The organism is Spectribacter hydrogenoxidans, from assembly GCF_031846275.1.
GTDB classification, from domain to species: Bacteria; Pseudomonadota; Gammaproteobacteria; order Nevskiales; family Salinisphaeraceae; genus Spectribacter; species Spectribacter hydrogenoxidans.
This window is the reverse complement of record NZ_JAVRIB010000004.1, coordinates 59,273-71,229: the sequence shown is the minus strand read 5'-3', so window position 1 is coordinate 71,229 and position 11,957 is coordinate 59,273. Positions and strand designations below refer to the sequence as shown.

At 65.8% G+C, this 11,957-nt stretch carries 13 protein-coding genes; 8 read left to right on the top strand and 5 right to left on the bottom strand.

Features of this window, described 5'->3' with window-relative positions; all coding sequences use genetic code 11:
- Positions 1 to 9: 9 nt before the first annotated feature.
- The 5 genes from RM532_RS04835 to RM532_RS04815 all read right to left on the bottom strand — a co-directional run bounded on the left by RM532_RS04835 (position 10) and on the right by RM532_RS04815 (position 4,096).
- Complete coding sequence (locus tag RM532_RS04835) at positions 10 to 1,761, bottom strand: DCC1-like thiol-disulfide oxidoreductase family protein (RefSeq protein WP_311652035.1); 1,752 nt, start codon at positions 1,759 to 1,761, stop codon at positions 10 to 12.
- A gap of 183 nt (positions 1,762 to 1,944) precedes the next feature.
- Positions 1,945 to 2,367 (bottom strand): putative toxin-antitoxin system toxin component, PIN family, encoded by a 423-nt coding sequence (locus tag RM532_RS04830; RefSeq protein WP_311652034.1) that lies wholly within the window; start codon positions 2,365 to 2,367, stop codon positions 1,945 to 1,947.
- On the bottom strand, positions 2,364 to 2,600 hold the full coding sequence (locus tag RM532_RS04825; RefSeq protein ID WP_311652033.1) for a hypothetical protein: 237 nt from the start codon (positions 2,598 to 2,600) through the stop codon (positions 2,364 to 2,366). Before RM532_RS04825 ends, RM532_RS04830 begins: the two co-directional genes overlap by 4 nt.
- A gap of 166 nt (positions 2,601 to 2,766) precedes the next feature.
- A complete protein-coding gene (locus RM532_RS04820) occupies positions 2,767 to 3,027 on the bottom strand; it encodes a ComEA family DNA-binding protein (RefSeq protein ID WP_311652032.1) in 261 nt (86 codons plus the stop codon).
- A gap of 406 nt (positions 3,028 to 3,433) precedes the next feature.
- The gene (locus RM532_RS04815) at positions 3,434 to 4,096 is read right to left on the bottom strand and encodes an O-methyltransferase (RefSeq protein ID WP_311652031.1); all 663 of its coding nucleotides are present in this window, start codon (positions 4,094 to 4,096) and stop codon (positions 3,434 to 3,436) included.
- Between the two features lie 121 nt (positions 4,097 to 4,217).
- Here RM532_RS04815 and RM532_RS04810 point away from each other — a divergent pair, with 121 nt between their 5' ends.
- The 8 genes from RM532_RS04810 (at position 4,218) to rpoH (ending at position 11,955) form a co-directional block, all read left to right on the top strand.
- The gene (locus RM532_RS04810; RefSeq protein WP_311652030.1) at positions 4,218 to 5,039 is read left to right on the top strand and encodes a metallophosphoesterase; all 822 of its coding nucleotides are present in this window, start codon (positions 4,218 to 4,220) and stop codon (positions 5,037 to 5,039) included.
- Between the two features lie 480 nt (positions 5,040 to 5,519).
- Positions 5,520 to 6,305 carry a bifunctional hydroxymethylpyrimidine kinase/phosphomethylpyrimidine kinase gene (gene thiD / locus RM532_RS04805; RefSeq protein ID WP_311652029.1) on the top strand — a complete coding sequence of 262 codons (786 nt, stop codon included), beginning with the start codon at positions 5,520 to 5,522 and terminating at the stop codon, positions 6,303 to 6,305.
- Positions 6,302 to 6,922 carry a thiamine phosphate synthase gene (locus RM532_RS04800; protein ID WP_311652028.1) on the top strand — a complete coding sequence of 207 codons (621 nt, stop codon included), beginning with the start codon at positions 6,302 to 6,304 and terminating at the stop codon, positions 6,920 to 6,922. Before thiD ends, RM532_RS04800 begins: the two co-directional genes overlap by 4 nt.
- Positions 6,923 to 6,934: 12 nt before the next feature.
- Positions 6,935 to 8,221, top strand: coding sequence for a glutamate-1-semialdehyde 2,1-aminomutase (gene hemL, locus RM532_RS04795; protein WP_311652027.1), 1,287 nt, complete (start codon positions 6,935 to 6,937; stop codon positions 8,219 to 8,221).
- A gap of 44 nt (positions 8,222 to 8,265) precedes the next feature.
- A complete protein-coding gene (gene ftsY / locus RM532_RS04790) occupies positions 8,266 to 9,225 on the top strand; it encodes a signal recognition particle-docking protein FtsY (protein ID WP_311652026.1) in 960 nt (319 codons plus the stop codon).
- Between the two features lie 88 nt (positions 9,226 to 9,313).
- The gene (gene ftsE, locus RM532_RS04785; protein ID WP_311652215.1) at positions 9,314 to 9,967 is read left to right on the top strand and encodes a cell division ATP-binding protein FtsE; all 654 of its coding nucleotides are present in this window, start codon (positions 9,314 to 9,316) and stop codon (positions 9,965 to 9,967) included.
- A 1-nt stretch (position 9,968) separates the two neighbouring features.
- Complete coding sequence (gene ftsX / locus RM532_RS04780) at positions 9,969 to 10,913, top strand: permease-like cell division protein FtsX (RefSeq protein ID WP_311652025.1); 945 nt, start codon at positions 9,969 to 9,971, stop codon at positions 10,911 to 10,913.
- A gap of 163 nt (positions 10,914 to 11,076) precedes the next feature.
- The gene (rpoH, locus tag RM532_RS04775; protein ID WP_311652024.1) at positions 11,077 to 11,955 is read left to right on the top strand and encodes an RNA polymerase sigma factor RpoH; all 879 of its coding nucleotides are present in this window, start codon (positions 11,077 to 11,079) and stop codon (positions 11,953 to 11,955) included.
- The last annotated feature ends 2 nt before the right edge of the window (positions 11,956 to 11,957 follow it).

Here is an 11,957-nt window from a genome sequence, read left to right as displayed (position 1 = left end):
CTGATGCGGTCAATTATCCTGCGCACAGGCTTTCGGGCTGGCCGTGTTCACCGGCACGAAATGAAACCAGTGACGGACCATGGCGGGATGCAACACGGCCTGTCTTTCCGCGGCCAGATCCGCGCGGGTCACGTTTCGGCTGACCTCACCGGCACGCCGGAAATCAACGGCAACATTGTCCGATGCGTCTTCCATGCGGCTGAGAAAGTCGTACCAGGTCAGGCGAAGGTCACGCTGCTTTATCTGTGCGAAGTACGCCACGCCACCGGGGTCCAGGATTTCAACCGGCGCCTCGAGATAATCGAACGGCCCGGGCGCATTCGGTAGCAGCAGGTGGTTGCTGCGGCCGTCCTCGAGCCGCAGGTTGGCGAACATGTTGAATGATTGCGCGGTCTTGAGCCCCAGATAGGGCGTGATGCCGTTGACGAAAAACAGCGCGATCAACAGCCATGCCCAGACCGGCGTTCGCAGCACGGGGCCATCCCTGAAGTTCGCTGCCGCCGGCGATACGCCACTGGCCCGAATCATGGCAAGCAGGCCGATTGGCAGAATCAGCCACAGTATCCCCAGTTGCGCGTAGGAGCCGTTGGCGGCCAGCGCCGTCAGGCCCAAGACGTATAGCCCCAGCACGACCAGACCAGGCAGCCGGCGAGCCCGCTGCAGGCGAGCACGACTATCGGCATCGGACTCGAGCCAGGCGTGCGCGAAAGGCGGCAGGAACAGGCAGTGCAGTGCGATGGTCAGCGTGGAAAACGGTGCATAGAAGGAGTAACCGCTTAGCGCCAGCAGTGAGTGAAATGCGATGCCCAGATAAACGCCAAGCTGGCGCAGCGACGGTATCAGCAGACAGGCAACGATGAAGGTCTCGATGACGAGGGTGCCGTACATCGCCGACCAGTGAAGCCAGGCCTGACCGACGATCATGTCCGGCAACGGCAGGTGCTGAAGCAGTACCACCGCACAGCTGACGGCCGGATCGAGAAAATCGGTGTTGACCTTGTGGAAGACGCCGAAGAAGTACATCAGCAGGAGCAGCCACCGCCCGATCGGCGCGAAACGGCTGATGAACCAGCGCCAACTCTCGCCTCGCAGCCAGGCTTCCAGCCCGGCCGCAAGCACCCCCAGCACCAGGAAATTTTTCAGCATGCTGTGGTTGGAAAAGACCGGCGCCTGCAGCACGCCGTCGATGGCCAGCGCGGCAATCAGCAGCAGGAAGATCCGGCGCGACAGCGGGAACAGCGCCAGCGCCAGGCCGAGAACCCCCACGGCATAGCTGCTCGGGTAGAGACCGACGCCGTAGTTGTAGGCATAGATCAGGACATGCAGAAACCCGAACACACCGAAGGTGAACAGGAAGAAACCGTACGGCGCTTTATGCCAGCCCTTGCCGGCTTCCAGGCCTTCCCGCCCGAGCATCAGCAGTACCGCGGCGCGGCCAGCACGCAGCAACGGGTAGGACCAGCGCGCCCGACCCGCGGTGGCGGTCAACATGCCGACCAGACGATTGAACCGGGCACTTGATGAAGAAAGCAGCGTCAACAGGTGCATGGCATCGGCGCCGCCGTATACCTGACCATCGCGTTCGACCAGCATGCCCTTGTCCGGCGCAAGCCCCCGATCAATAAACGCCCGGCGCGCATCGGGGGCAGTTCGCAGGTCGATCAGTTCGGGGACTCCAGCACTGTCACGAAGCCGGAGATAACGGACAAAGCGCGCGCAGAACGGGCATTCGCCATCGTAGTAAATGCGTATCGGCGCCATCCGGTGCTCCCATGATCGCTTGACCAACCGGCAGGCCGATCGTTGGCAAGTCAGTCAATCCCGATGGCTGATTATCGGCTGACGGCCACCAGTCCATACCAAGCCAGAGGCATCGGCATCAGGTTGAGTTGGCCCGAAAGCGCAAGGACAGAATGCGAGAACTTCAGCCTCATCGCACAACCGTCAACGTTGAGGATTCCCCACAAACGCCTGCGGCGAGATAATCCGCTGCCGGTAGATACCTGCTTCAAACAGGCGCTTGTCGCCCGTGACCAGTCGGAGATCGGCCCTCGCGGCGAGCAGTTCCCAGAGGTGCTGGTCGCCGGAGTCCGGTGCCAATACGGTTGGCTGCGGCGAAATCACGATCGCATGCTCGGTCAGGGTAACCAGTAGATCGTCAATATCGGGATCGCCCAGCCCATGAATATCGCGCAGCCTAGGGCGCAGGATGACTGCGCGGTATTCGGCGAGCAGAGGCTCGGACAAAACGAACGGAAACGCGGCGCCGAGCATACTATCCAGGATGCGTGCCACCGGGGATGTCGTTTCGCCGGTCAGTAGCCCCGCGATGACAACATTGGTATCGACGACAACAGCGCCGCTCATGTATCGCGGTGACGGCGCACTTCCTCGTTCGCGATCTGCTGCGCCTGATCCGCCGTCATCCGACTCCGCGAGCGTGCCCGCTCGACAAGTTCTTCCGCCTGCTCTCGCGTCTTGATGCCATAAAACTCGAGGCTTTCGTCAATGAGTTGGCGGATGGATTTGCCGCGGCTGGCGGCAGCTTCCTTCAACGCGCGATAGCGTTGGTCGTCGATAGTGATTGTAATTCGGCTCATCGAATAACGACGGTGTTAATGCACTAAAGCATCATAGCACGCACGGGCAACCCGCGACAGCCGGAAACAAATCCGCGAGGTCATAGAAGACCCTTCGATTCGTCCAACAAAAAGGCCCGCCGGCTAACCGGCGGGCCTTGATGTGGCACTTAGGACTCTCGCCGGATCATTCGCCACCCACGGTAATATCGCCCCGGATCGACTCCAGCGTTTTCTCACCGATACCCGGTACCTCGGTGACGTCCGACTTGCTGGAAAAGTCGCCTTCGGCTTCGCGATACTCGACAATCGCCTGGGCTCGGGCTTCGCCGACCCCATCCAGCGTTTGTAACTCCGCCTGGGTGGCGGTGTTGACGTTCACGGCAGCAGCTGCGGCGGCAGCGAACAGGGCGATGATGGATGTGACTGTTATCTTGAGTACTCGCATCCCCGGTCTCCTCTGATACACGTTGTACATGGTCATAATCATCGGCATTACTCGCCGACGGTTCCGAGCCTAGCCAACGTACCCTTGGGGATGCAAGAGTGCAGCAACAATCGCTTATCCGGCGTAGTTTTCTTGGAATATCCGCAGAGAGTCAGACGATATCGGTTCAATCGCGTTCGCAGGCAGTTATCCGAGTCGCTTGCAGCGTCCGCAGAGCGTCATTGATCGGGCCGGTATGATCATCCCCGGGCGTCGAACTAGCAGGTCGGATGAATCCGACCCTACGGCGGTGCCTGCTATCGGGTGCTTGCGCTCCAGTGGAGCGCTACTCATGGCGCCGGCCTGATCGTCCCCGGGCGCCGGAATCAGCGGGTCGGTTGCACCCGACCCTGTGGCCGATCCGGTTTTAGCGGCGGTAGGCCAGCGTCAACCCGTCCGCGATCGGCACCATGGCCAGGTCCACCCGGTCGTCGGCGGCAAGGTGGCGGTTGGCGGCACGGATGGCTTCGGTGGCTTCGTCGTCGCAGGTCTCGTCGGCAACGCGGCCGTCCCACAGGGTGTTGTCCAGCATGATCAGGCCGCCGGGGCGCACCAGGGCCATGCAGCGTTCGTAGTAATCGATGGTGCCGGTCTTGTCGGCGTCGATGAAGGCAAAGTCGTAGCGGGCGAGATGGCCGGCGCGGACTTCGGCATCCAGGGTTTCCAGGGCGGGCGCGATATGCAGATCAACGATATCGGCCACACCGGCCCGAGCCCAGTAGGTCCGGCCGATGGCGGTGGTGTCGGGATTGATGTCGCAGGCCAGCAGGTGACCATCGCGGGGCAGCGCTTCGGCCATGCACAGGGCGCTGTAGCCAGTGTAGACGCCGATCTCGATACCGCGGCGGGCGCCCATCAGGCGCAACAGCAGGGCCATGAGCTGCCCCTGTTCGGGGGCGATCTGCATGTTGGCATCGCTGCGCTGCGAGGTTTCGGCCCGCAGCGCGGCCGCCGGTTCCGATTCCCGCAGGCTGTTGGCACAGAGATAGTCATGCAGGGCCGGGGGCAATCCGATGCTGCGTTGAGACATGGCACGCTCCTGAAGTCACGATCAGGCCCACAGCCTGCATGCGCGGCGCCACGGCGTCACGCCCGCGTTTCACAGTAATCTGACCAGGTTGCCGACACGATCCAAGCCGGAGCATCACCCGATGCCGACCTCCGCCCTGCTGATCCAACTCACCGATCTCCACCTGCTGGCCGACCCGGCCGAACCGCTCGGCGGCTGTCACAACCAGCCGGCGCTGGATGCGGTGCTGGCGGATGTCCGGCAACGTTACCCGGCCCCGGACGGGCTGGTGCTGACCGGGGATCTGGTCCACGACGAAACGCCGGCGGGTTACCAGCGACTGGCGCGACAGCTCGCCGGCCTGCCCTGCCCGATCTGGGCCATTCCCGGCAATCATGACGACCCGGCTGCCATGAAACAGTATCTGACCGGCATCGGGCTGCGCGGGCCGGTGTCGATCGGCGCCTGGCAGCTGCACCTGCTGGATTCACGGGTTGCCGGTTCGGCGGCGGGCCGGCTGGGTCAGCCACAGATGGCTGCTCTGCTGGATGCACTCGACCGATCCCCCGACACGCCGGCGCTGGTGGCCTGCCACCACCCGGCCGGGCCGGTCGGGGCCGGCTGGCTCGACGCGATGCGGCTGGCCGATGGCGATGCGCTGCTGTCGCAACTCGCCGCGCGGCCGCAGGTCCGTGCGCTGATCGGCGGTCATGTCCATCACAGTAGCGATCGGCGCGTGCTGGGCTGCCGTCAGCTCACCACCCCGGCCGTGACCCGCCAGTTTCGTCCCCGCAGCGAACGACCGGTGATGGACCACGCCCACGCCCCCGGCTACCGCGTGTTCCGGCTGGGCGGGAATGGCGAACTGCGAACCCGGGTTCACCGGGTGCCCACGGCCCGGACGGCCCTGCGCGGGAATCCGCCTGTGGATAAAATTGGGGATAAATCCCGCCAGGGCCGATGATATGCGGCTTTCCGATTATTGGGCTTGCACAACCAATTTTTCTGTAACCGGAAATTTATCTTTCGATTCAGCCGCTTGAAGAATTCACTACCCCTCGCTCGCGATGCACTGCAGCAAAAACCCGTCCCTTGTATCCCGTCGACGAAATGTGCATAACCGCCGCTGGCCAACCGGACGTGGCGAACCATGAGCCAGAGATTCGATGAATTAAAGCGGCTAACTAACTGATCGTGAACAGGTCGGACGGGTAGTTCACAGAAGCTGTGGATAACTTTGTGGACACAGTTGGGAAGATGCGCCGAAGTGGGCGTTTTAACGGGGGTTCCGCCTAAGCGGCGAAATTGTAACCAGAGGTTCACAGGGTATTAAAATCAGTCAGTTACGATCTGAACAGACCTTGCCCTGAAACCTGGACAGAGAAACCGGCCGCCGCGGTCAGCCGCTGTGCATAATTGCGCGGCTCGCTGCTATGATCGGTCCATGGCAGCGCCCCCGAATGTCCTCGTCCTGTCCGGGCACGATCCCAGCGGCGGCGCGGGTTTTCAGGCTGATCTGGAGGCCATCGGCGCGCTGGGCGCCCACCCGGCCGGCGTGCTGACCGCCCTGACCCGTCAGGACACCCACGACGCCTACGACGTCTGGCCGATCCCGGACGAACGCTTCGCCGCCATGCTGGACACGCTCACCGCGGACATGCCGTTCGCCGCGATCAAGGTGGGCCTGCTCGGCAGTCCCGGCCAGGCCCGATGTATCACCGACTTCCGACAGACCCGTCCGGGCACCGCGCTGGTGGTGGACCCGGTGCTGCGCGCCGGCGGCGGGGGCCAGCTGGCGGCAGACCCGGTTGCCCGGGCGCTGATCGACGTGCTGCTGCCCATTGCTACCCTGAGTACTCCCAATGCCGGCGAGGCGCGCCTGCTGTGCCCGGACGCGGCCGATCTGGACGACTGCGGCCGGCAACTCTCGCGGGGGCAGCCGGGCTGGGTGCTGATTACCGGCGGCGACGAACCCGGCGACACCGTCACCAATTCGCTGTTTCACGATGGCGCGCCGGTCCGGCGCTTCCACTGGCCGCGGCAGCCGCATCGCTTCCACGGCTCCGGCTGCACCCTGGCTGCCGCGGCCGCCGCGCGCCTGGCCGCCGGCGATGACGTCCCGGCCGCGGTGGCTGCCGCCCAGCAGTACGTGGCCGACGCACTGGCCGCCGGTTTCATGCCGGGCGGGGGGCAGATGATCCCGGGCCGCCTGCCCCGTCGCGCGCCTTGACCGCGCTGGCCAGTGGCGGCGTCTATGCGCTGCTCGATCTCGACACCATTGCCCCGGATCGGGCGCTGTGCCTGGCCCGGGATGTCATCACGGCCGGCGTCGGTGTGCTGCAGCTGCGCGACAAGCACCGGCGCACCGACGCCGTCTGGCGGGCGAAGCTGGGCGAAAGCTGCCAGACCCACCGGGTGCCGCTGCTGATCAACGATGATCTGAACGCGGCACAGCGGGCGGACGGCATTCATCTGGGCCTGGGCGACACGCCGATTGCCGATGCCCGCAGGGCGCTGGGGCCGGACGCGCTGATCGGCGCCACCTGCCACGCCAGTCTGGATCATGCCGTGCGGGCCGCCGACCAGGGGGCCGATTACCTGAGCTTCGGTCGCTTCTTCGTCTCGCACACCAAGCCCCATGCGCCACCGGCCGACCCGGCCGTGCTCACCCGGGCCCGGGCACGCTTTGCCCAGCCGATTGTGGCCATCGGCGGCATCAATCCGGACAATGGCGGCGAACTGGTGGCGGCCGGCGCCCAGTGGTTGTGCGTGGGCCACGGCCTGTTCGCCAGCGCCGATCCGGCCGCCACGGTGCGCCAGCTGCGCGCCCTGTTTCCAACCGACTGAAGGATCAAGTTCATGCCAAGTTCCAGCGACCTGTTCGATGCCGCCCGCCGCGTGATCCCGGGTGGCGTGAACTCGCCGGTGCGGGCGTTCAGCTCGGTGGGCGGCACGCCGCCGTTCATCGACCGGGCCGAGGGGGCCTGGCTGTTCGACGTGGACGGCAACCGCTACGTCGACTACGTCGGCTCCTGGGGGCCGATGATTCTGGGTCATGCCCACCCCGATGTGGTGAAGGCGGTGCAGGCGCAGGCGGGCAAGAGCCTGTCCTTCGGCGCCCCCTGCGAGCTCGAGATCCGGCTGGCCGAGAAGATTTGCGAACTGGTGCCCTCGATCGAGGCCGTGCGCATGGTCAATTCCGGCACCGAGGCGGCCATGACCGCCCTCCGGCTGGCACGTGGCCACACCGGTCGCGACAAGGTGATCAAGTTCGCCGGCAACTACCACGGCCACGTGGATGCCCTGCTGGTCAAACCCGGCTCCGGGTCGCTGACGCTGGGCCTGCCGGCCTCGCCGGGCATTCCGGCCGGGGTGACCGCCGACACCCTCACCGCCGAGTACAACGACCTGGATTCGGTGGCCGCCATCTTCGAGGCCAACCCCGACGAGGTGGCCTGCGTGATGGTGGAACCGGTGGCCGGCAACATGAACTGCGTGCCGCCCGTGGCCGGGTTTCTGGAAGGCCTGCGCGAGCTGTGCGACCGCTACGGCGCCCTGCTGGTGTTCGACGAAGTGATGACCGGCTTTCGCGTGTCGCTGGGCGGTGCCCAGGGCCATTTCGGCGTCACCCCGGACGTGACCGCCCTGGGCAAGATCGTGGGGGGCGGGATGCCGGTAGGCGCGGTGGGCGGCCCCCGCACGGTGATGGATGGCCTGGCCCCGACCGGGGCGATCTATCAGGCCGGCACGCTCTCGGGCAATCCGCTGGGCATGGCCGCCGGGCTGGCCACCCTGACGGCGATTTCCGCGGCCGGCTTCCACGACCGGGTGGCCGCCACCACCCGTCGTCTGTGCGAGGGCCTGGAGGCCGCCGCCAGCCGGCACGGCGTTCCCCTCACCACCCAGCAGGCCGGCGCAATGTTCGGCATCTTCTTCACCGACCAGCGGCCGATCACCCGGTTCGAGCATGTGGCCGCCTGCGATGCCGAGGCATTCAAGGCGTTCTTCCACGCCATGCTCCAGCGCGGCGTATATCTGGCGCCTTCGGCATTCGAGGCCGGCTTCGTATCGGCCGCCCACGGTGCCGTGGAACTGGACGCCACCCTGGAAGCCGCCGATGCGGCGTTTGCCGAACTGGCCGCCTGATACCATTCGTTCGCCTTCCGTTTCCCGAACCCAGCGCTAGTTCCATGGCCAACGCCGATCCCGTCCGTTCAATCCGCCAGCCCGGGTTTCTCACCCGGATGCGGGCCCGCCTCAACCGGGGCGATTCCTGGCTGACCTACGACCTGCGCAACCTGCTGCCGGGCGAGACGGTGGACCAGGACGCCATCGACGAACTGGAAACCCAACTGCTGCTGGCGGACCTCGGCGTGGCCGCCACCGCGCAGGTGGTTGATCGGCTGCAGACGATGTTCGACGGCGGCAGGCTGCGTACCCGCCGCGACGTCGGCGAGGCCCTGCACGAGCACCTGGGCACCCTGCTGGCTTCGGCCGACGAGCCACTGACCATTCCCGATCACACCCGGCCGTTCGTGATCCTCATGGTGGGCGTGAATGGCGCGGGCAAGACCACCACCATCGGCAAGCTGGCGCAGAAGTTCCGTGACCAGGGACTGTCAGTGATGCTGGCGGCTGGCGACACCTTCCGCGCGGCCGCGGTGGAGCAGTTGCAGGAATGGGGCCGGCGGGTGGACGTGCCGGTGATCGCCCAGGCCACCGGCTCGGACCCGGCATCGGTGGTGTTCGATGCCTTTTCCGCCGCCAGGGCCCGGGGCACGGACGTGCTGATCGCCGACACCGCAGGACGGCTGCACACCCAGGCCAACCTGATGGAGGAACTGCGCAAGATCAAGCGCGTGCTGGGCAAGCTGGACGAGTACGCCCCGCACGAGATCATGCTGGTAGTGGATGCCACCGCCGGGGGCAATGCGCTGCAGCAGGCGGTGGCCTTTCACGACGCCATGGGGCTGACCGGCCTGACCCTGACCAAGCTGGACGGCAGCGCCCACGGCGGTATCGTGTTCGCCATCGCCCAGCGGCTGGCCCTGCCGATCCGTTTCGTGGGAGTCGGCGAGAGCGTGGAGGACCTGGGACCCTTCAATGCCGGCGAGTTCATGGAGGCGCTGTTTGACGCCCGTGATTCGTGACTGGTGACTGGTTAGCAGACCGGCTACGAACACGGCATGCTCTTGCCAGTCACGAATCACCAGTCACGAGTCACATGAACCCGTGAACATCGTCGAATTCCATCAGGTGGCCAAGCGCTACCCGGGCGGGCAGATCGCGCTGGAAGGCGTGGACCTCACCCTCGGCCGCCAGGAAATGGCGTTTCTGACCGGGCATTCCGGGGCCGGAAAGTCCACCCTGCTCAAACTGATCGGCCTGATCGAGCGGCCCACCCACGGCCAGGTGATCGTCAACGGCAAGAATCTGGCCCGCATCGGCCGCGCCGGCGTGCCGCGCTACCGCCAGCGGGTGGGCCTGATCTTCCAGGACTACAACCTGCTGTTCGACCGCACGGTGTTCGACAACGTGGCCCTGCCGCTGGTGATCCGCGGCATGCGTCATGCCGACATCGTGCGCCGCACCCGCGCCGCACTGGACACCGTCGGTCTGCTCTCCCATGAACGCAAACGGCCGATCACGCTCAGCGGCGGCGAACAGCAGCGGGTGGGCATTGCCCGGGCGGTAGTGGGCCGGCCGCATCTGATTCTGGCCGACGAGCCCACCGGGAATCTCGACCCAGCCCTGTCTGCCGAGATCATGCGTCTGTTCGCCCGCCTCAATCAGGCCGGCACCAGCGTGCTGATCGCCACCCACGACATCGCCCTGGTGGAGTCGCTGGGCTACCGGCGCGTCGCCCTGGATCACGGCCGGGTGGCGGCCTGACATGGCCCGCAACCACCGCGAAACCCAGTTCGCCCCCGCCCGGCTGGCGCAGCAGCACGCCCGCGACCTGATCGAGAGCCTGGGGCGGCTCTACCGCACCCCCGTGGCCAGCCTACTCACGGCCTGCGTGATCGGCATCACCCTGGCCCTGCCCGGCGGCCTGCGGCTGCTGCTGACCCAGCTCGACGCCCTGTCCTACCAGTGGCAGGACACGGTGCAGGCCTCGCTGTTCCTGAACGGCGATGTCGACGCCGAACGCGGGCAGGCCCTGGCCGCCAGCCTGGCCGAGCGGGAGGACATCGCCGGCACCCGCTTCATCTCCCGCGAGGAGGCGCTGGCGGAGTTCCGCCAGTTATCCGGATTCGGCGAGGCCATCGACGCCATGGCGGGAAACCCGCTGCCGGCGGTGATCACCCTGCAGCCCTCGCCGGACCTCGATGCCGACGGCGTCAGCGCGCTAATCGAGGCCCTGGGCGAGCGCCCGGAAGTCGACCAGGCCCGGCTCGATCAGGCCTGGCTGAAGCGGCTATATGCGGTGCTGGATGTGGCCCGCCGGGCGGTGGGGCTGATCGCCGTGCTGCTGGCCTTTGCGGTGGTGTTCATCGTGGGCAACACCATTCGGCTGGACATCGAGAACCGGCGCGAGGAAATCGCCATCATGAAACTGCTGGGGGCGCCGGACGGCTTCGTGCGCCGGCCTTTCCTCTACAGCGGCTTCTGGTACGGATTCGGCGGTGGCCTGCTGGCCTGGCTGCTACTGTCGATCTGCCTGCTGGCCCTGTCCGGTCCGGTTGAGCGGCTGGTGAGCCTGTATGGCAACGATGCCGGCATGGCCTGGCTGAGCTGGCGCGAGAGCGGTTTCCTGATCGCCAGCGGGGTGCTGCTGGGCTGGCTGGGATCGGCCTGGACGGTAGGCCGCCACCTGCGCGCCATCGAGCCACGATAGGCTCGGCGAATCCCCACCATTCGATTTTCAAATCAAGCGTTTGCGAAATGGTGCGGCGCGGAACTCCCGTGCACGTCCGCGGTCTCAGGCAGTAGAGATTTGAGGCGATAACTGCTATATTCAGGGTAATCAGAAAAGTCCCTTACGGAGGCTTTAAAGCATCATGACAACTGCCAACGCAATCAAACTGCACAGCCAGCGGCTGCCCGCACCCCAGTCCGGCAGTCTCGGGGCCTATGTCCAGGCGGTTTCCGGCATTCCGGTGCTGGACATGGACGAAGAGCAGCGTCTGGCGCGCCGTCTGCGCGACGACAGCGATCTCGAGGCGGCCCAGACACTGGTGCTGTCCAATCTGCGCTTCGTGGTGCATGTGGCGCGCGGCTACGCCGGCTACGGTCTGCCGCTGGGTGATCTCATCCAGGAAGGCAATGTGGGCCTGATGAAGGCGGTCAAGCGCTTCGACCCGGACGTGGGCGTACGGCTGATCTCCTTCGCCGTGCACTGGATCCGGGCGGAGATTCACGAGTTCATCCTGCGCAACTGGCGCATCGTCAAGGTGGCCACCACCAAGGCCCAGCGCAAGCTGTTCTTCAACCTGCGCAGCGCCAAGAAGCGGCTGGGCTGGCTCAATGACAAGGAGGTCAAGGCGGTGGCCGACGACCTCGGCGTCAAGCCCGAGACCGTGCTGCAGATGGAACGCCGGCTATCCGGCAGCGATGTGTCCTACAACGCGCTGCCCACCGCCGGCGACGACGAAAACGTCTACTCGCCCGAGGACTACCTGGCCACCGGCGAGGAGTATGATCCCGCCGCCGGGGTCGAGAACGGCGACTGGGAAAGCCATCAGCACAGCAACCTGTCGCGGGCGCTGACCACGCTGGATGACCGCAGCCGCGACATCCTCAACAGACGCTGGCTCAACGAGGACGGCAAGACCGGCCTGGCCGAACTGGGCCAGAAGTACGGCGTTTCCGCCGAACGCATCCGGCAGCTGGAAAACAGCGCGATCCAGAAACTGCGGAAGGCCATGGTCCCGGCCTGACC